Origin of the sequence: Microcoleus sp. PH2017_12_PCY_D_A (assembly GCF_020738565.1) — a bacterium.
In the GTDB taxonomy this organism is placed as follows: Bacteria; Cyanobacteriota; Cyanobacteriia; order Cyanobacteriales; family Microcoleaceae; genus Microcoleus.
This window is the reverse complement of record NZ_JAEQCI010000033.1, coordinates 58,831-78,800: the sequence shown is the minus strand read 5'-3', so window position 1 is coordinate 78,800 and position 19,970 is coordinate 58,831. Positions and strand designations below refer to the sequence as shown.

Sequence of the window (19,970 nt, the reverse complement as noted above, 5' to 3'; positions counted from 1 at the left end):
CTCCTAAGTTATTTATTTTTTGACTTGAATCACAATTTCGTAATTTTGCTTGTTAAAAATAGGACAATTGAGCCTAATTCGACCAGTATTAGTTATCAACGTCCGTTGACTCACTTCTTTGCCATTCAAAAAAATAGTCGCCTGTTCAGTTGGTTCTAAATAAAGTTTTTCCCCTTTCCGCACTAAATAACCTCTAACTTCGGGCCCTGGAGTATCAATCGAATTGGTACAGCTAGATTCGTACTCGCCGATCGCAATTCTTTGATTATTTCCCAGATAGCATACTTGGTCATCCTCTTTCGCAGTAGCTCTCAAATCTACAGCCAGCTTCCATTTCCTTTGCAGGCGCCAGAACTTGATAGTAGTAGCTATAGCAGCAGCGAGGACAATTCCCGAAATTGATAGCGGCAACCATAACTGATTAAATAAATAAGCAGAAACTAGACAAGTTTCTCGCCCTCCCGGTGCCGGTGTACAAAACTCCTGTACATTAGGAGAAATATCAACAACACTTAATTCATATCCTTTATTATCCTTGGTCGTAATTGTATAGGATCTCTTCCGCAAAGGCAATACCTTAAACCAAGCTTGACGCTGTTGACTTGCTTGAGAATTCCCCTGCCGAAACGGACTATCTGCGGGTGTTTCTACCCAGTCATCTGAACTCGCTGGCGACTTAGTAGATAGTGGGGCATCAGTAGTCCAAACTACAGACTGAGGTTTAATTGGTTGATTCTGCCCCAAACGGCACTGATTAAGATTTGCAAGACCTTGATAAATGGTAAGTTCAGCCTGCTGAATATCGGTATTTTGAAGACTTAGATTTGGCTGAAAAGGAATAGCCTGCAAAATTAGGTCAATATCCTTTTTGCTATTAAATTTAATAGAACTTTCTGGTAGTAGAGGGTTGACACTGGGCGGCAGTGGATTTACTGTTGTTGCAAAAGGAACAATATAAACCGTATCTCCTGGTTGCAAACTATCCTCAACAATCTGACGCAAACGGATGCGACCTTCATCGTTAAGGCCAACACTCTCCGTCAAATCAATTGCTAAAACTACATCGCGACCTCCATGTAGAAGAGCCACCAATTCTAGACCTGTTTTTTGTAAAGGGACAAGAGGTTGCCCTGGAGTAACTGTCGGACAATAATCAGCCAAGGAAGTACAACCCTAAAGTTATTCAGAGTATTATAACCTGTTGTGCATATAAATATGGTGACACTCCACAAAAGAGAATAGGCAATAGGGAAAATAATATCTACAATTGAAATGTGTCACAGTTTACAAAATTAAATTCACCTAAACCATCTCGATCAACTTATGCCGATCGCCAAAATGCCTAAAATTTTATTCACGTCTTTGAGATAATACTCGCTTAAATCTATTTCTATTTCTTGCCCTTGCAGTTTCAGGAATTGCCAAATACTTCCCGTTGTTACAACTCCGTAAATTGCCTCAACTTCATTACCCGATCGCTCGTTAAATATTTTAGCAGCAACCATTTCAGCAGCACACTGCCCCAAACCTGCATTAATATTTTCTTTTTTGGCTTCGACAATCGTAATTACTGGGGCAGTAATTATAAAAACTTCTGGGGATTTGGTAACAATAAAATCACAAATTCCTTTTAACCCTTTAGCTTCGTCAACGGTGAAATCAACTCCAGAGAATAAATTTACTGACTCATTATTTTGTCTTTTCAATTCTACCAAAATAGGAGCTATGATGAGTTCCGATCGAGCTTTCTCGCTGTTGCTGCCGCGGACGATCGGCTGATAGTATTGCAAAGTATCTTTCAGCCATTGACTGCTTTCTACTTCAGGTGCGTCCGCAAAAATATTTAACCTTTCCAAGGTGGTTAGGTTAAAGTCTTTTTTGACCCTTTCTAAATTAAATTCGCTGTAAGCCATTGCGGTTACTTTGTACTATTTATTATAGGGAGTATTCACCATTAATTTTAACTCACATCTTGTACAAATGACTAATGATTCTTGGTTTGGTGCGTCGCTCATCGATTGTTTATTTTTTGAGAGATTCTTTGTGGCGACGCACTCTACGACTAATGACTAATGACTAATGACTAATGACTAATTACCCCATCAGCTAAATTTGTCACTAAACGCCCGTCTTCCATGTAGATAATGCGATCGGCAATATCGAGAATGCGATTGTCGTGCGTCACCAGCAAAATCGTGCAGCCTTGTTCCTTTGCTAGCTTCTGCATAATTTCCACCACATCTCGCCCGGATTGTTTGTCTAAAGCAGCAGTTGGTTCATCCGCTAAGACTATTTTAGGGCGGCTGACTAACGCGCGGGCGATCGCCACCCTTTGTTTTTGTCCTCCCGACAAATTTTCTGGGTAATAATTCACACGCTCCCCCAAACCAACAGCTTCCAACATTGATATTGACAAAGCATCCATATTCTGATTTAGCATTTCCTTGTGCAATTCCAAAGACATCCGCACATTTTGCTTAGCCGTCAAAAACGTCATCAAGTTATGCGCTTGAAAAATATAACCAATTTGCTTTCTCAGCTTGGTTAACTGATTTTTGCTAGCTCCGCGTATTTCTTCCCCCAGAATATTGAGACTGCCCTCTTGAGCCGAACGCAGGCCGCCTAACATCGTTAATAAAGTTGTTTTCCCCGAACCAGAGGGCCCCGTCATAATTACTATTTCCCCAGAGTTGATATCGAGATTAATGTCAAATAAAGCTTGTTTTTTCAGGGAACCTTTACCGAAGTAATGATTGAGATTTTTGACTGAGATTACAGCTTGATTTGTGATGGTTTGGTCGAAGTTTGCGGGAGAATTTAAGGTTTGCATGGTAATTTTTGGTGATTTATTTGACTGGTTATTCTTCAGTCGGCCCAGGCCGACTTTGTTTGTATAGACGCGGTTTCAACCGCCGAGTTTTATTCTTGAGTCGGCCTGGGCCGACTTTGTTTGTATAGACGCGGTTTCAACCGCCGAATTTTGTTCTTATGCTTCAGTCGGCCTGGGCCGACTTTGTTTGTATAGACGCGGTTTCAACCGCCGAGTTTTTCAGTCAGCGGAGGCCGACTTTGTTTGTGTAGGATCGGTTTCAACCGCCGAGTTTTATCTTCTAGAAAATGTCTGCCGGGTCTGCCGATCGCAATTTCCGCAAAGCCAGCGCCCCAGAACCAGTACACATCACGATCGTCAAACCCAACACAGTAGTCGCTCGATTTGCCGTCATCGCAATTGGCAGCAATGTCGCCGATTGCGCTAAGGAATACAGCCCGTTAGCCAAAACAATTCCCGGCATAAAGCCCAAGACAGCTAATAGCAATGCTTCCTGAACTAAGACACCGACTAAATAGCGATCGCTATATCCCATAGCTTTTAAAGTCGCGTACTCAGCCAAGTGATCCGAAACATCAGAGTAAAGAATTTGGTAAACAATAATCAAACCAACAACGAACCCGATAATTGTACCGAATCCGAAAATAAAGCCGATCGGAGTAGCATTTCCCCAATAAGCCTTTTCAATTTCCGCAAATTCTGCTAATGTCAGAACCTTGACATCATCCGGCAATATAGACTTGAGCATTGACTGAACTTTTAGGATATCTGCCCCAGGTTGCAACTGAATTAAACCCACATCAACTTCATCTGGTTTGCGTTCTGGAAATAAATTCATGAAAGTAGAATCGCTAGCAATCACATTGCCGTCAGCCACGAAGGAAGTACCCAGAGTAAATACTCCACCAACTCGAATATTCCGCTTATTCAGTTCAGTTTCGAGGGTAGATTGTTGGTTGAAAATCTTTGCAATCTCCCCATATTCAGGTCGAGAAGCTTGGTCAAATAACACTTGATTGAACATTTGAATTTGAGCCAAATTCTGATTGACATCGGGCAAATTAAATGTTATGTTTCCCGGGTCGATGCCAAAAATTAAAATTGCTCGCGTAGTGCGGTTTGTGGGATTTCGCCACTGTCCCATGCCAATATATAAAGAAGTCACTGACTTGACTCCTGCAACCCCTTGTGCTTGGTAAATTCGCTCTCTGTTGAACTGTTTTACCGCAGCAAAAGTTTCAAATTGAGGATTAATTAACACTAAATCTGTCTGTAGACTTTCGTGGGGTTTAACAGCAGAATCGAAGAGTGCATCTTGAAATCCTAATTGCACAAAAATCAGAATATCTGCAAAGGCAATTCCGGCGATAGCAACAGCAAGACGAGTTTTTTCTCTGGTTACTTGCAACCAAGCAAGGGGTGTTTTGCGAAACATAATATTTTGGGAATTGGGAATTGGGAATGGGGCATTGGGAATGGGGCCTTGGGCCTTGGGCCTTCGTTATTTATTGTTCATTATTTGAAGCTGTTTTTTGAAGTTGACGCTGGCGCATTAGGAGAAATAAAGGCAAACCTAGGGAAACACCCACCAGTAAATTACTCGCAATATAAATCCACAAGTTTTTCATTTTAAGACGCGAACCTTCGCTAAAAACAAAAATCCACAAAACCACCGAAGACACGATTACATCCATGCCAAAAAAACCGGAAATTTGATTCGCAAATAATTGTCCGAAGAAAGCGTTAATATTCAACCCTTTTTCTAAGAGAAACGGGATAAACTGGGAATAGGGCAAAGCAGTGCCAAGAATACAGAGAATTAAGTAGGCAATTTGAAGCATTGGGAAACCTCCACTTTGTTAATTTTCAATCGCTGTATTTGCGAGTTTACTCAGCATTACTGAACGCTTGAATATCAGATTGCATAATTAAGTTAATATTGCGAGAAATCTTGTCAATCTCCCAATCCCACCACCTAATTTGTAATAGTTGTGCAACCTCAGCATCGCTGAAACGCTGCTTAATTAAACCTGCGGGATTTCCGCCGACAACGGTGTAAGCAGAAACATCTTTGACTACAACAGATTTAGCAGCAATAATCGCACCGTCGCCGATTTTAACTCCCGGCATAATCACCGATTCGTAACCGATCCAAACATCATTGCCGATGACTGTATCGCCTTTACTTGGCAGTTCGATTAATAAATTCATCGCTGTTTCCCAGCCGTTCCCAAAGGCAGGAAATGGATAGGTAGAAATGCCGTCAAGTTTGTGATTTGCACCGTTCATGATAAATTTGACGTTGGTGGCGATCGCACAAAATTTACCAATAATTAATTTCTCACTCCCGTAATTGTAAAGTACGTTTCTCTCGAAGTTTTCAGGCTCGATCGGATCGTCGTAGTACGAGTAATCGCCGACAATAATATTGGGCGATTTCACAAAGTTTTTGATAAAGCAAACCCGGCGCTGGTCTACCATAGGATAAGGTCGGTTTGGATCGGGCCCAAATTCTGTCATAACTTTCAATTATCAAAGGTTCGTAGTGAGGACTTTAGTCCTTCAAAGGTTCGTAGTGAGGACTTTAGTCCTTCTGAATTGCCACTTGTACCTGCAAATTTGTCAATCCCGCAACTTGTTTGCTAGCTTCTGGATTCAGGTGAATTTTAACTTCCACAACTCGGCTGTCCAAGTTTTCTCCCGGCTGGTTGCTGAACACGTTTTGTTTGCTGACTTTTAACCCAATTTCTTTAACAGTTCCCGGCAATTCTCCTGAAAATGCTTGGCTGGTAACAGTTGCTTTTTGTCCCACCTTAATTTTGCTGATGTCAGTTTGGTAAACTTCGGCAACAACTACCATTTGCTGCGTTTCTCCTACGTCTGCAATCCCGTCATCGCTGATTTTTTCCCCGGCGCGGGTGTGAATTTTGAGGATTTTTCCGGCGTTGGGAGTGCGGATGTAAGCTTGATTTAATTCGGTTTGGGCGCGCTTGACTTGGGCGAGGGCGCTGTTGATTTCGGTTTGGGCTGCTTGCAAATCTACCGGGCGCACTTCGCCTATTTTGTCGAGAGTTGCTTGGGCTTCTTTTAGTTCTTCGCTGCCGCTGTTTTTGATGCGCTTAAGTGTTGCTTCGGCTTCTGCTAACTGCTGGATTGCTGTACTATTAATGCGGGCAAGATTGGCTTCGGCTTCGTTCAGTTGCTGGATTCCTGTACTGTTAATTCGACCCAGATTTGCTTCGCCTTCTTCAAGCTGCTGCTTTGCCGTATTGTTGATGCGGCCCAGATTGGCTTCGGCTTCTTTAAGTTCCTGGCGACTTGTTTCTAATGCCAGCCGTTTGCTGTCCATGACGGAGTTAGAAATTGCGCCTTCGGTAACAAGTTCTTTGTGCCGCAAATATTCGGTTTCGGCATTAGTAGACTCGGCTTTTAATTTGTTAATTGCGGCAGTTTGTGCTGTTTTTTCTCCTTGCCACTGTGCAGTTATGCGGCTAATTGTTGCTGTTTGTGCTTTTCTTTCTCCTTGCCACTGTGCGGTTATTCTGCTAATGGTTGCTTGCTGTGCGGTTTTTTCACCTTGCCACTGCGCTTGAATGCGATCGACTGTTGCTTGTTGCGCCGCCTGATTTCCTTGCAATTGGGCTTCTAGCTTGCCAATTGTCGCAGATTGTGCTGCAAGTTCTCCCGACTTGGCGCCTGCTTTTACCTTGGCTAAATTGGCTTCAGCAACTTTGACTTTTTCTTGGGCTTCTTCTAAAGCAGATTTTAGCCGATCGCCCGCATCCAAAATTGCGATCGACTGCCCTGCTTTCACGCGATCGCCCTCTTTGACTAAAAGCTTGGAAACGCGATCGCCATCCAACGCCTGCGACACCCCCAAACGAATCACTTCCCCCAGCGGTTCCAACCTTCCCAAAGCCGTAATTTTCCTGGGCGGCGGCGTTTCTACCGGCAAAGGTTCAGCATTTTTAGCCAAAGATCCAAACTGAGAAATGCCGTAAAAAGTTGTACCCACGCTAATAGCAGCGCCAGCAACTACCAATCCCGTTACCAATTTATTTTTAGGCTTGATGAAAAATTGAAAATTCATATTCCTCCTAAATCTGCGGTTGTTTTTTTTCTAAATAAGCCAGCAGCATTTCTTTTAATAAATTCGCTTGTTCCGCAAAAGATATTCTTTCGCCTTGATAAAACCTTCTTACCAGCAAGCCGTCAATAGAGTTGATGATAAATATAGCAATGGACGGATCGGAAACACCCAAGTAGCAACACACTGCTTCTTCGTAACGCTTTCCTGCTTGCTGAAGTGCTTGATTGTTGTCAATCTCTCTGCGAGTTTTATTCTGACAAAAATCAAAGATTATTAACAAACTTTTCATAATATAATCTTCATTTTTTGCCAGATAATTCATCATTTCTTGAATCCTTTCTCCTAGGGTGGGCGGATTTCCTAATTCTGCTAGTTCTTCTTCTTTGGTATCTTCATAGCTCAAGTATTCAATTAACTGCTCGAACAGACTTTCTTTGCTCGGAAAATAGTGGTAAAGCGTGCCTGTAGAAACTCCAATTCCCGAGGCAATTTCTCGCATTGTGACTGAGGAATAGCCTTTTTCGGCAAAAAGCTCAAAACTTTTGTTCAGCAGTTCTTTGCGGTACAATTCGCGGTCAACTATCTTTGGCATAGGTCGATCGATCTTCTGATTTTTGATTCTAGATCTTAGGTTATCGGAGATTTAAGGGCGATCGACCAAATATTCCTATATCGAACATCCGATATAGTATCACCCACTACAAAAGAGGCTTTTGGTGGCTGAGCTGGGAAAAACAAAGTATATCGAACAATTGTTATAATTAATGTTGCACAGACAAGCAAAGCTTGTCAAGGGGTGCAGTAAAATTATTTTTAGAGTCGATTTGTCGGGGCCAATTTAGCCCAAAATCCAAAACACCCCGCAATCAATCTCCGTCAGTCGATTTTAGATTTTAGATTTTAGATTTTAGAATTGGGAATGACAGATGACTATCATGGTTTTGATCCGATCTAGAGTAGCCTTCTTTTTTTAACTCTTAATTATGATGAAAGTACGAACCTACGAAATCGGCGACACTGAAAAAATTGTCAAACTGTTCTACGACACCGTGCACGAAGTAAATATCCGCGATTACACAACAGCCCAAGTAGATGCTTGGGCGCCAGCAAATACCGACATTCAAACGTGGATCCAAAGTTTAAGCAGTAAATTGACGTTCGTAGCAGCAGAGGGCGATAAAATCGCAGGTTTTGGACAATTAGAAATTAACGGCCATATCGATTGCTTCTACTGTCACAAACACTTTCAAAGACAAGGAATTGGGACGTTAATTTTAACACAAATCGAGTCAAAAGCCAAAGACTTAGAACTCAAAAAAATATTTACCGAAGCCAGCATTACAGCTCGACCTTTTTTTGAAACCCACGGATTTATGGTGATGAGAAAGCAAGAAGTAGAACGGAGAGGACAAAAATTCATCAACTTTGTAATGGAAAAAATTATATAAAAATCACCTTTTGTGTAAAATTAGATCGCAGAGTTGTGTGGAGGAGCTGTGATGGTTACGGAAGCGACAAATGTACTGGGCACAAAATTAGAAACTTGCTGCACATCGCCCATGACAGGCTATTATCGGGACGGCAAATGCAATACGGGCGGCGGCGATTTGGGGGTTCACACCGTTTGTGCAAAAGTGACTGAAGAGTTTTTGAAGTACACAAAAAGAATGGGAAACGATTTGAGTACCCCGGTTCCCGATTTTAAATTTCCGGGGTTGAAACCAGGGGATTGTTGGTGTTTGTGCGCTTCTCGCTGGAAGGAAGCTATGGATGCTGGATGTGCGCCACTTGTGGTTTTGTCGGCGACTCATGTTTTAACTTTGGAATACGTTTCTTTGCAGGAATTGAAGGAACACGCTGCTGATTTGTAGGAATGTGCGATCGCCATTTTCATACAAACTGTAGGGTGCGTCAGTTAGCGTTATTTGTTCAATAGACATCTCCAATAATTATTGTGGAACAGGCATCCTGCCTGTTCAAGACTTGCTTTTTTGGAGAGGTTTAATAATCCCACTGGAATTCATCATGATTCGATCGACTGCGCCCGATGATACGATCGCCCTAATCGCCCTAGCCGAAGCGACTGGCTTGTTCGAGTCCAATCAACTCGATGAAGTAGAAGAAATGCTGGCCGATTACTTCAGCGATAACAGCAATGGCGATCGCTTCTGGATTACCGATGACGACGGCGGGCCCGTGGGTGTCGCCTACTGCGAGCTCGAACGGATGACCGATCGCACCTGGAACCTGCAATTAATCGCCATCTTACCCGATCGCCAGGGACAAGGACGCGGTGCGACATTGCTGCGCTACATTGAACAAACCTTGATGGCGCGGGGCGGGCGTTTGTTGCTGGTGGAAACGTCGGGACTCCCGGAATTCGATCGGGTGCGATCGTTCTACCGCAAGTGCGGTTACGACGAAGAAGCGCGCATCCGCGACTTCTACAAAGCAGGTGATGACAAGATAGTTTACCGCAAGGCGATCGGCGCCGACTCGTAGACTCGTAGGGTGCGTCAGTAGCATTATTTGTTGAATAATCCAGGCGTTCTTTACTGACGCACCCTACAAGTTGTTTACAACTCTATCTAAAATCAACTCAGGAGGCAATAGTCAAATGGATCGACTAGAGCATTACCGTCAGTGCATTCAAAAGCTGCTAATTGAAGACAGCAAAATAGCACCAATTAACGGAGAAATTGAAGTTGAAACAATTTTTGATAAAGAAAACGATCGCTATCTAATCGTTGATTTAGGATGGGACACACACCGCCGCGTGTATAACTGTGTGTTTCATTTGGATATTAAAAATGGCAAAATCTGGATTCAGCGAAATCAAACAGACAGGCAGATTGCTGATGAATTGGTAGAAATGGGAATACCCAAAGAGGATATTGTGCTAGGAGTTCAGCCAACTTATGCGCGGGAATATACAGGATTTGGAATTGCATAATTTCAACCGCCCAAGGAGTAGTGCGCGTAAGTTAGCTATCACAAAAAAAATGGTTTGTAGTGAGGACTTTAGTCCGCATCCATTCCGAGGACTAAAGTCCTCACTACAAACATTGTTTATTAAGGGTAATGGACAGGGCACGATCTGACGCACCTACAAACTTAAACCTCTGGCAATTTATATTGTCCCACAATCCGCTTAGCATATTCCGGCACATGAGCCTCCAATTTCTCCGGGTGATTGCGCTTCACATACAAATAATTGCGAGTGAAATGAGAATCAATAGAAAAACGGGCATATTCCAAACCCTTCGGCCCAATTCTCTCAATAAAAACCCCCATCAACTTCGCCGCCCACATCGGCAAAGTCACGCCTTTCTCGTAAGCCGGAATACTTTGCTGAACCGCCTCTTTTCTATTTCCCTGAGACATCACCGGCTGAGTGTTTAGCTGATCCGCTACCAAGTCTAACATTTCTTGCCCAGTATCATTTCGCACCACAATCCACTGCCAGCCAAAAGGTGCGCCCATGTAGCCCACAACTAAATCAGCCAAGGAATTAACATAATCAAAACAGCTCAAACAAGAAGGAGCAAAAACATCTTTCAATTCTTTAGTATTCAGCCCAAAAAACGGCACTTTTTCTTCCGAACCATCTTCATGTTTGAAGTGAACGTTAAAGTCTTGCATAAACTCGTAAGAAACCACCGTTTCGGGAGAGCGGCTAGTCGTGTATAGGAATTTCTGCAAGCCCGCGCGGCTGACATTATCGACACAGGGAGTTCCGAGAACATAAAGCTTTTCTAAACCAAGTTCTTTCTCCACTGTTCGCAATGCTTGAATTTGACAGCCGACGCCAATGACTAACAGCCGCTTCATCCCCGATTTTTCGATTTGTTCCAATACTGAAAGGTTGGGAGAAAGGGTTGGTTTGTTGACTTTTGCTGCCAGAATTTCTTCGCGATTTCTAGCAATTATGGGCATCGGTTGAAAGCGGTCTTCTTTTGTGTTTTGGACGCACACAACGCCTTCAACAATGCCTTTTTCTAGCATTTCGATCGCAATTGAACTCACAATTCCCGTCCACTGAGCGCCCTCGATTGGTTCTTTTTTCTTAGCCGCCATCATATTTTGACTGACGCCGAAGTACCAATCGTCGGGATTGTCGAGGTTGCGCGATCGCCCGTGAATCTCCTCTTCCAGTTCTGCGATATGCTGAGTTAAGAAAGCGCAAGCTTCCTTGACATAATGGATATAATATGTGTCGCACAAACCGCACTCGCTGCAAAGTTCTTTAGCGGGGCGGCGGCTGCCCGGTTTCAGGGCTTTAGATTTCTGGTGTTTAGTGGAATCTATGGCGGTCATCTAAATTGCAGATTTTATGGAGAAACGGCTTTTGTTAGGATATCACACCCATTCTGGTGATTAAGTAGTCGCCCTAATTAAACGTAAAATGGCGTTGGTATTCAGAAACACCGAATAAAAGCGGACACGGGGGTACGCCCCCTGCAGAAACCGGGTTTCTCTATGTTATATTTTTGGGGATGAATATCCTTACTGCTTTAGTCCTCGCAGGCGGAGTTTGGGTGTTTGGCGTGGGAATTGTATTTGCCCGCAATCATTAGTATTTATCCGGATATAACGGGGTATTGCAGGAATCAACTGCAAAATAAAGGTATAAAAAAATGGTAAGATTGTTTGTGACAACAGCCGTCGCTGGCATCATGCTGAATATCGCAATTTCGAGCTTCGGATTTGCTGCTTTAATTCGCCCTGTTGTGGGTATGAATCAAACTGTTGTCGCCCTAGAAAGTATGTTGAACGCCACACAAAAGCCGGCGGCGATCGACTATGCGCGCTTGGGGATTGGCCCAGTTCGTTTGGGGATGTCTGTAGAAGAGGCAAAACGCAAGTTGGGAAAACCGCAGGGCGATGAAACTAAACCGGGTAGCAAGGCTATGGGTGGCAAGATTCGCACGCTAACCTACTCAAAATTGACGGTAGCAGCATGGAATGGCAAAGTTTATTTAATTTCTACTACCAATCCCAAGTACGTAACAATTAATGGTGTCAAGGTAGGAGATAAAACCCAAAAAGTTATTAAAACTTACAGTTACGGGTCGCAATCCGTGCAGGGTGGAGTCACTAAGTTGACTTACAGCAACGACCAAAAGGCTTCTAATTTGGTTTTGGAACTTAAGGGCGATCGCGTGCAAAAAATTATTGTCGGCACGCAGCTCAACTAAAATATTAAACAACAGTCCAAAAATCCCCGCCTACAGGTTCGCAGTCAGGACTTCAGTCCTTCTTGCTTCAGAGGATTTTCAGGTTTGCTCAAAACAAGTATTGAGCATCACGTGCAGTCAAGGTACGTAGTTGCGCTTCAGCGCTCTTTATATGTATCAAAGAGCGCTGAAGCGCAACTACGTACCTATAGATTAATTCCACACATATTGTCACATTGTTTTTCCCCATGGACTGTATTAAGTGAACCGTATTGCTTGATATATATCAAAGAGCGCTGAAGCGCAACTACGTACCTATAGATTAATTCCACACATAAAAAAATAAGGTGCGCAATGCGCACCCTACCAGAGAAATAAGGCGCGCAGCGCGCACCCTACTAATTAGCTGTTCTGGGGAACGGGAGCAGGAACGCTCGAACCGACAGAATTAGTCGGCGCGCCAGTCTTAGCCCGCTTCTTGATCAAGATTGGCTTGACGCTGTTTTCTCCAATCGGGGGATCTTCTTGTTGAGCGTAATCCGCGCCCATCCAAGCCGGACGGCTTTGATCGAAGGCCATTTGCAAAGCAGCAGCCGCGATCGCGTGGGAGTCGTATTCCTCAGACAACTGAGACACCAGAGGCAAGAAAGATGCCATCCGTTCGCCAGCCAAAGCTTCGCGAACCTTACCCTGCATCTTTTCCAACTGACGTGCTTCAATCTGCGCCCGTGTCGGAATGTTGCGTACCGTCAAGCTCGATCGCACGTGGCGTTCAATCAAGCGCAATTTGCGGCGATCGACCGGTTGAATCAGCGTGATCGCAGTTCCTTCGCGGCCGGCCCGGCCCGTGCGTCCGATCCGGTGAACGTAGCTTTCCACGCTATCGGGCAAATCGTAGTTAATAACGTGAGTCAAGTGATCCACATCCAAACCCCGAGCCGCAATATCAGTCGCCACTACCCAGCGGACTTGACATTGGCGGAACCGAGACAGCAAGCGTTCCCGCTGTGCCTGATTCAAATTACCGTGATACTCGTCAACGCTGTGACCTGCTGCTTGCAGTTGACTGGTAAGTTCCGCCGCCGACTGCCGAGTCCGCACAAAAATCAGTGCAGATTCTGGGTCTTCCATTTCTAGGATTGGCTGCAAAGCTCTTGCCTTCGACCAGCCGCGGGGAATCATGTACACACCTTGGCTGATGCGCTTCGGCGTTGCTTTTGGCTGTTCTACGGTGACGTTGACTGGGTTGTGCAAATGCCGCGCTACCAATTTCCGAATGGAAGGTTCCATCGTCGCCGAGAAAAATGCCGTTTGACGTTCTTTTGGTGCAGCATCCAAGATTCTTTCCACATCTTGGATAAAGCCCATGCTCAGCATTTCGTCAGCTTCGTCCAAAACCAGCCATTGTACCTTGTCTAGTTTCAGGCTGCCGCGGCTGAGCATATCCAATATGCGTCCGGGTGTGCCGACAACCACGTGAACGCCGCGCTTCAAACGCTGCATTTGGCGATCGATCGATTGACCGCCGTAAACCGTCAGAACTTGCAGAGAGCGACCAATTTTTACCGGGCCGTCGTTGCTGATGCCGCTCAAATCGCGGATAGCTTCAGTTACCTGCATCGCCAATTCGCGAGTCGGCGTCAGCACCAATGCTTGCACCGCAGTTACATCTAAATCAATCCGCTCCAAGATGGGCAACGAGAATGCTGCCGTTTTGCCCGTTCCTGTTTGGGCTTGACCCACAACATCGCGACCTGCTAGCAGGTGAGGAATGGCTTGTACTTGGATGGGAGTAGGTTCTGTAAAGCCGAGTGTTTCCAGATGGAGAACGAGTTCTTCGGAAAGACCCAAGCCTTCAAACAATAAATTCATTAATGCTCCTAATAACGAGTCTTAGCCTTCTAAGTTGCCCAACTCGGATGCGGATTTCTGCTCGGCGGCAGGAACTCATTATGAGTTCTGTATGGTGCTGCGCCTGCGCGCACCTTTTTAAATAGCAATCGAGTATAGGGCAGCTCCGTCGATGGTGACTAATTTACCGATTCGACAGCCGTCTTTGATTTTCTGACATCACCGATACCAACCGCGAGCGGTGGGGCGATCGGCTTCCAACATTCTTCAAACAGTACATTGGACTTCCTTTGAGGTACTTGCAAGCTTTCCCTACGCCGGCATTTTATAGTGAGGATGATGACCAGCCCCACTTTACTACCTATATAGTAGTTAGAGTTTTGTTAGTTCAGGCGCTATCCCGCAATCCGTCGCCTGCGGGATTCAACAGGGTATGTAGCGACCGTCAGTCGATTTTAGATTTTAGATTTTAGATTTTAGATTTACTCCACAGATGAATCTGGGGGGTCTTAACTAGCGTCTAAAATTTTCAATCTCTCCACTCCTGGCGTCGGTGGCTTTTATCCGTTTTTGGACTACCGTTACCGCCTATCCATCTCAACACTCTTTCGGGATACCGTTGTGGTGTAGGGCGGACAGCGAAGCAATCTCAAATTTTCCCCGCTTATTTCTGGCTTGTTATCATCATAACTCTTTACATTCAGAAACAAAACATTAAATTCGTTAAAATTCTCCGATCGTTCTGTAGAGATAACCGCACCCCGACGGGGCGGGTCGATTGCCACCAGAGGGGGTAAAAAAGTTTACAGCCCCTTTTCTACATATCTTTGCACAATCTTGCACAAATGGTTACTTTTCTTGCACAATCTGCTAATCATTTTTGGCTGGTGTCCGGTTTTTTTCGCGACACCGCCTCAGACGACATTTGCAGCAACACTTAGATTTTACCCGCTCACAGACGGATACTTGCTTTCCGAAACGAGCCTCAGAGTCGATCCCAAAGTTTTAGACTAAAATTCCAGATCCCAGATTCACTGCGCTGCAAGTCAATTCTTTAATCTAAAATCCAAAATCTAAAGTCTAAAATCGACTTTACCGTAGAGGTCGTAGACATCTGAACTCGTAATCTTTACAGGTACGATCGACCCCAGCCGCGCTTCTCCTGTCACATAGACGAGTCCATCTACTTCTGGGGAAAATCGGGCGGATCTACCAATCAACTCGCCTGTCTCTGGCTGTTCTTGTTCTATCAGGACATCAACTACCTGACCGACAGACTCTTGATTCTTTTTCAATGATATAGGTTGTTGTGCTGCCATTACCGCATTGCGCCGCATTTCCATTATTTCTGCTGGTATTTGCTGGGGCAAATTGAAGGCTGGGGTGCCTTCTTCGGGCGAAAATACGAAAACTCCAACGTGATCGAATTCGTGGCGCTTGACAAATTCCAGCAAGTGTGCTGCGTGTTCGTCTGTTTCGCCGGGGAAGCCGACAATAAAAGTTGTCCGCATCACGGCGCCCGGAATTGCTGCTTTGAGCCGATCGACTATCGCATCATTAATTCCAGCTTGAAAAGGCCGGTTCATCGCCCGCAGAATTTCTGGGTGCGAATGTTGCAGGGGTAAATCCAAATAGGGCAAAACGTTGGGCGTTTCGCAGATTGCCGCCACAACTTGGGGAGTCAAACCTGTAGGATAGGCGTAGTGCATCCGAATCCAAGGCACATCTACTTTACCCAAAGCCCGAAGCAGTTCGGCTAGCTTCGGTTCGCCGTAGATATCTTTGCCGTAGTTAGTGGTAATTTGGGAAATTAAGATAATTTCTTTGACACCTTCGGCAGCTAATTGCTTAGCTTCGGCGACAATTGATTCGATCGTCCGCGATCGTTGATTTCCGCGCAAGTGCGGGATAATGCAAAATGCACAGCGGTAGTCGCAGCCTTCTGCTATCCGCAGATAGGCCACACCTTCGGATGTCGTGCGGTAGCGGGGAGTAGTTTCGTCAGCGATGTAAGTAGGTTCCTTCGAGACGAGGGAAACTCGATCGCCCTTTTCCACCTGCTGCATCACATCGACGATTTTATGATAGTCGCCCGTGCCGACAATTGCGACTGCTTCCGGCAATTCATCCAGCAATTCCTGTTGAAAATGCTGTGCCATGCAGCCAGTGATGACTACTTTTTTATTAGCTTCCGCCAATTCTACCAAGGTGCGGACTGACTCTTCTCGCGCAGCTTGGATAAAACTGCAAGTATTGACTACAACATAATCGGCTAATTCTTCATTAGAATCGACTTGATAGCCCGCTTGAGCCAGCAAGCCGATCATGTGTTCGGTATCGATGCGATTTTTTTCGCAGCCCAGGTGCGTAAATGCGATCGTTGGCTTCGTTGCCATGCAGTAATATTTGCTGTTGCGCTATTTCTAAGAACGTTTTATAGTATCACACAATTTGACAAGTTGCAATGTGTAGGTAAAATCTCTGAACAGCTTGTACTCCATTTGATATCCTTTTGATACCCGATCGTCGCATTCGTTCTATCTCGGCTCGGCTAGAGGCAGACCTGCTCGAAAAATCTGCTCAGCAGTCAACCTCAACTCTGGGAACGCCAGCGACTCAACTGTGTCATCTCCCCGAAACTGGCTGATTTGATATTCCCCGTCAACCAACTGGTAAACCGAGATAGTAGGTTGTTTCGGATTGCCAATGAAGCGTCTGCCGCCCAAAGCAGCATAATCCACAACCCAATATTCCGAGATACCCAATCTTTCATAATCAGCTACTTTAACCAGGTAATCATCTTGCCAGTTCGTACTGACGGCCTCTAGAGCCAGTCGTACCGAAGACCCCTTCGTGATGATGGATTCTTTTTTCCAGCGTGGCTCGTTGACAAGTGCGGTTCTATCTAGGACAATTACGTCGGGCTGATAACCTGCTTCGTCACGGACGGGCTTGAGCAGACAGTCACCTGGAATTGAGTAAGGCAATTGCAGTCGCCTGATTTCAAAATTGATTTCACTGGATATAAAACCCGTAACTTCCGAATGGTCGCCGGTTCCTAAAGGCATTTCAACAATTACTCCATTATGTAGTTCGTACTTATGGACAGAGTTCTCTGGATACCAAGCAACGAACTCATCAAACGTGATTGTTTTGGATATGGTTTGGATCATGTTGTGGTTTCCTCTGTCTAGCGATTAGTATGCGAAAAGCTCAAAGATTACACAAGTCCTTGTGCTAAAATAGCACAAGGACTTGACAACGGAATTGTTATAACTTATTTATTTGGGATTTCAGGTAAGGCATTTTGCAGCATACTTTCAAAAAAAGTATCCAGAGAAATTCCTGATGCTTTGGCCATAGCCGAAAGCACGCTTATTTCGGCAAAAGAACAGAACAGCCCCGCTTCTAAGAACCAAGGTTGTCCATCGGGGTCGATGCGAAAATCAAATAAACTGTAGTGGCGACAGCCCAAAGCGATGTGGCATTTTCTGGCCTGGGCCCAAACTCTCTCCGTAATCGGATCGCTCTTATCAACTGCCCACGGCTTGGTACTATTTTTAGTGGAACAATCCAAGCTACCATCGTCATTTTGTTTGAGCTTGTCGGCATAACTCCGAATCGGTTGGGTATCAGGATCTACAGGATACTCTTGCAGCGGCAAGCAGACTAGCGAGCCCGCTTGGACAATAATCCCACAGCGAACTTCTCTACCCAATTCAATGAATTTTTCTACTAGAATCTCATCTGAATGAGTCAATACTGTCTGCAAAGCCGCATCATAGTCAGCAGCATTTTTAACCAAAGTCACTCCAATGGAATTATCACCATAGAGCGGCTTGAGGACGATCGGCAAATCAATCTCAGGTCGATCGCCCCCCGCCCGGACAACTTCTCCCTGCGGCACCCTTACTCCAGCGGCTGCTACTACTGCCTTAGTCTTCGCTTTATCAGCTACCAGCGCCATCAACTCTGCCGTATTACCAACATAAGGAATACTCAGCATATCGAACAAGCTGCGGTATTGAGTCATGCCGGGGATGCAAAACATCTGCGGTACCATTACGTCAATCTTTAGCTCTGTCAGCACCTGTACAGCGCCCGCTAGAGACATGGGATTAGCGGCTGCGATCGCACCTTCATCGAGAGATGTGGGAAAACGCCATTGACCATCGGGAGAAATATAGGCAATATGAAATTCATAAAGTGCTGAATTAGCAGTATTTTTCAGACAATTTTCGGCAAAAAGCCGCGATAAATTACAGTAAAAATCGCTAACTGCCGAGCCGACTAGATGCAAAACCCGCAATAATGACATACTCACTCTCCCCCTATTTCCACAAGTTCGCCAATATTAAAATCAATCCGAATCCACTCATTCGGCTTCTGTAAATCTCCCCATAACAACAAGGGAATGTGCCAATGATGCACCATCAAAAACGGCAGCGGATCGTCCCACTCGAAGATGGCATCTTTGCCTTGAGCGATAATTTGTAACCGCTCATAAACTAGCTTGGGCGACCACAAATGAGTCACCAATCGCCAAATTTCATGGTAAATCCAGTAAGTCGGGCGACTAGATGCCAAAGGCTGCACTGTCTGTGGTAAAGGGTCGGTTTCCAAATAAGCTTTTGCCACATCGGGATGGTCGTAAAACACCGTAATGGCTGAATGGGTGCGCGGGTTGCATTCGATCGCGTAAATCTCTCCATCATCCGCCGCCTCCATGAAATCAAAGGAAACTTGTCCAGTTAGATTGAGACTTTTGGCAAACTGACGAATCCACTTTTCGATATCCGGGCGATCGACATGCTGGTAATTTATCTGAAACGCCGACGATTTGCAACAACAATGCAACTGAAGATGACCATTACGAACTGTACTGTGAGTGCAGTATTCTTGCCCTGGAATATACTCTTGCATAATCCAAGGTGTACTCTCCGAAATTGGTAAAGATTTGACAAACGCGGCAGTTTCTGCCTTAGTTGCACAGGGTAACTTCGTCAGGTTTAACCTGCGAATAGAATCGTAGGGAATACTTTTGATAATATATGGACGCTGTGCATCAGTAAAATCAAAGTCGATTACTTGCTGCGGATTAGTAATCCGGTAGGACTTCGGAACTCGCAGCCCCAACGCTTCGGCGGCTTTTGCCAACTCATATTTATTATCCAAACGTTCCAGAGTTTCGAGATCTAGCTGCATTACCGTACAGTGAGGAGAAAGTACGCTTTTGGCTTTGGCATCGTAGTAACTTCCGCCTGCGCTACTGACAGGAACGAAAACATCAACTTTCTCTTGTTGGACAATTTTTAAGAGTGCATGAGCGTATTCCTCTGTCTGGGGATTTGGTACTGTGTAAAAGCGATCGACTGCCCAAGAGTAACGATGACCTGTCAGCCAGTATTTGTGGGTTTCTACCAAAATTACCCGATGACCGGCCTTATGGAACGATCGGGCTAGCTGTAATGCTTTGGTCCTCTTGCCGCCGCCGACCAAAATCGTTTGGGGAGAGTCCGCGATCGTTCGAGACTGAAACGGTTTGATGATGATGGATCTCAGTAGGGCGATCGCTGTTAAAGCGAGATTCAGGGGCAGTACCAATAGCAGCAAAATTAAGGTTGCTATGGTTTTGACTGCTTGGAAGCTCTTAGAAGGCGCCTTTGTTTCCTGTTCAGATGGCATCGCTGCTGTTGAAACTGTTTCGATCATAATTTTTTACTAAGTAAATACTCTAAGAAAGCGGTGGTTTTTGAATCATTAAACCGCTGTTGAAGCGAAGCCGGCGCAGAGTCTCCAGAACAGAGAGATGAATCATGCCTTCTGGAAGCGCGGATTTGATATGACGCACGGGTGGTTAAAAACCGGGTTTTTTGACATCGGACTTCGTTACAGCCCGCCTGGGCAAAAAACCCGGTTTTTTTGGTTTTGACGCCTAAGTTTTGTTCTACTAAACGCGCCGAATTAAAGTCAATCCATCTCTCGCCGTCAGAGAATCGCTTACTGCTTCGTAAAACTTACC

19 protein-coding genes are annotated in these 19,970 nt (G+C 45.0%); 5 read left to right on the top strand and 14 right to left on the bottom strand.

What is annotated here, in order from left to right; translation table 11 throughout:
- Positions 1–12: 12 nt before the first annotated feature.
- The 8 genes from JGK39_RS10350 to JGK39_RS10315 all read right to left on the bottom strand — a co-directional run bounded on the left by JGK39_RS10350 (position 13) and on the right by JGK39_RS10315 (position 7,512).
- Positions 13–1,089 carry a VWA domain-containing protein gene (locus JGK39_RS10350; RefSeq protein ID WP_293252985.1) on the bottom strand — a complete coding sequence of 359 codons (1,077 nt, stop codon included), beginning with the start codon at positions 1,087–1,089 and terminating at the stop codon, positions 13–15.
- Between the two features lie 227 nt (positions 1,090–1,316).
- Positions 1,317–1,913 carry a hypothetical protein gene (locus JGK39_RS10345; RefSeq protein ID WP_293252988.1) on the bottom strand — a complete coding sequence of 199 codons (597 nt, stop codon included), beginning with the start codon at positions 1,911–1,913 and terminating at the stop codon, positions 1,317–1,319.
- Positions 1,914–2,083: 170 nt separating this feature from the next.
- The gene (locus JGK39_RS10340; RefSeq protein WP_293252991.1) at positions 2,084–2,830 is read right to left on the bottom strand and encodes a DevA family ABC transporter ATP-binding protein; all 747 of its coding nucleotides are present in this window, start codon (positions 2,828–2,830) and stop codon (positions 2,084–2,086) included.
- Positions 2,831–3,110: 280 nt separating this feature from the next.
- Complete coding sequence (devC, locus tag JGK39_RS10335; RefSeq protein WP_293252994.1) at positions 3,111–4,265, bottom strand: ABC transporter permease DevC; 1,155 nt, start codon at positions 4,263–4,265, stop codon at positions 3,111–3,113.
- Positions 4,266–4,335: 70 nt separating this feature from the next.
- Positions 4,336–4,671, bottom strand: coding sequence for a DUF2834 domain-containing protein (locus tag JGK39_RS10330; RefSeq protein WP_293252997.1), 336 nt, complete (start codon positions 4,669–4,671; stop codon positions 4,336–4,338).
- Between the two features lie 46 nt (positions 4,672–4,717).
- A complete protein-coding gene (locus tag JGK39_RS10325) occupies positions 4,718–5,350 on the bottom strand; it encodes a Vat family streptogramin A O-acetyltransferase (protein ID WP_293295475.1) in 633 nt (210 codons plus the stop codon).
- Positions 5,351–5,414: 64 nt separating this feature from the next.
- The gene (locus JGK39_RS10320; protein ID WP_293253003.1) at positions 5,415–6,920 is read right to left on the bottom strand and encodes an efflux RND transporter periplasmic adaptor subunit; all 1,506 of its coding nucleotides are present in this window, start codon (positions 6,918–6,920) and stop codon (positions 5,415–5,417) included.
- 7 nt (positions 6,921–6,927) lie between these two features.
- Positions 6,928–7,512 carry a TetR/AcrR family transcriptional regulator gene (locus tag JGK39_RS10315; protein ID WP_293253006.1) on the bottom strand — a complete coding sequence of 195 codons (585 nt, stop codon included), beginning with the start codon at positions 7,510–7,512 and terminating at the stop codon, positions 6,928–6,930.
- 391 nt (positions 7,513–7,903) lie between these two features.
- Here JGK39_RS10315 and JGK39_RS10310 point away from each other — a divergent pair, with 391 nt between their 5' ends.
- The 4 genes from JGK39_RS10310 (at position 7,904) to JGK39_RS10295 (ending at position 9,873) form a co-directional block, all read left to right on the top strand.
- Positions 7,904–8,368 carry a GNAT family N-acetyltransferase gene (locus JGK39_RS10310; RefSeq protein WP_293253009.1) on the top strand — a complete coding sequence of 155 codons (465 nt, stop codon included), beginning with the start codon at positions 7,904–7,906 and terminating at the stop codon, positions 8,366–8,368.
- Positions 8,369–8,419: 51 nt separating this feature from the next.
- A complete protein-coding gene (locus JGK39_RS10305) occupies positions 8,420–8,791 on the top strand; it encodes a DUF2237 domain-containing protein (RefSeq protein ID WP_293253012.1) in 372 nt (123 codons plus the stop codon).
- Between the two features lie 154 nt (positions 8,792–8,945).
- Entirely contained in the window at positions 8,946–9,422 is a 477-nt protein-coding gene (locus JGK39_RS10300; RefSeq protein ID WP_293253015.1) for a GNAT family N-acetyltransferase, read from the top strand.
- A 115-nt stretch (positions 9,423–9,537) separates the two neighbouring features.
- Positions 9,538–9,873, top strand: coding sequence for a XisI protein (locus tag JGK39_RS10295; protein ID WP_293253017.1), 336 nt, complete (start codon positions 9,538–9,540; stop codon positions 9,871–9,873).
- Positions 9,874–10,034: 161 nt separating this feature from the next.
- On the opposite strand, the gene JGK39_RS10290 is transcribed toward JGK39_RS10295, so the two are convergent.
- Positions 10,035–11,237 carry a Coenzyme F420 hydrogenase/dehydrogenase, beta subunit C-terminal domain gene (locus JGK39_RS10290; RefSeq protein WP_293253020.1) on the bottom strand — a complete coding sequence of 401 codons (1,203 nt, stop codon included), beginning with the start codon at positions 11,235–11,237 and terminating at the stop codon, positions 10,035–10,037.
- A gap of 335 nt (positions 11,238–11,572) precedes the next feature.
- Here JGK39_RS10290 and JGK39_RS10285 point away from each other — a divergent pair, with 335 nt between their 5' ends.
- Positions 11,573–12,118 carry a hypothetical protein gene (locus JGK39_RS10285; RefSeq protein WP_293253023.1) on the top strand — a complete coding sequence of 182 codons (546 nt, stop codon included), beginning with the start codon at positions 11,573–11,575 and terminating at the stop codon, positions 12,116–12,118.
- 381 nt (positions 12,119–12,499) lie between these two features.
- On the opposite strand, the gene JGK39_RS10280 is transcribed toward JGK39_RS10285, so the two are convergent.
- The 5 genes from JGK39_RS10280 to JGK39_RS10260 all read right to left on the bottom strand — a co-directional run bounded on the left by JGK39_RS10280 (position 12,500) and on the right by JGK39_RS10260 (position 19,660).
- Complete coding sequence (locus JGK39_RS10280) at positions 12,500–13,969, bottom strand: DEAD/DEAH box helicase (RefSeq protein ID WP_293253026.1); 1,470 nt, start codon at positions 13,967–13,969, stop codon at positions 12,500–12,502.
- Between the two features lie 1,052 nt (positions 13,970–15,021).
- The gene (rimO, locus tag JGK39_RS10275; protein WP_293253029.1) at positions 15,022–16,344 is read right to left on the bottom strand and encodes a 30S ribosomal protein S12 methylthiotransferase RimO; all 1,323 of its coding nucleotides are present in this window, start codon (positions 16,342–16,344) and stop codon (positions 15,022–15,024) included.
- Positions 16,345–16,485: 141 nt separating this feature from the next.
- Positions 16,486–17,121, bottom strand: a complete 636-nt coding sequence (locus tag JGK39_RS10270; protein WP_293253031.1) for a Uma2 family endonuclease — start codon at positions 17,119–17,121, stop codon at positions 16,486–16,488.
- A 104-nt stretch (positions 17,122–17,225) separates the two neighbouring features.
- A complete protein-coding gene (locus JGK39_RS10265; RefSeq protein ID WP_293295474.1) occupies positions 17,226–18,266 on the bottom strand; it encodes a D-alanine--D-alanine ligase in 1,041 nt (346 codons plus the stop codon).
- Between the two features lie 2 nt (positions 18,267–18,268).
- On the bottom strand, positions 18,269–19,660 hold the full coding sequence (locus JGK39_RS10260) for an ATP-grasp domain-containing protein (protein WP_293253037.1): 1,392 nt from the start codon (positions 19,658–19,660) through the stop codon (positions 18,269–18,271).
- Between the last annotated feature and the right edge of the window lie 310 nt (positions 19,661–19,970).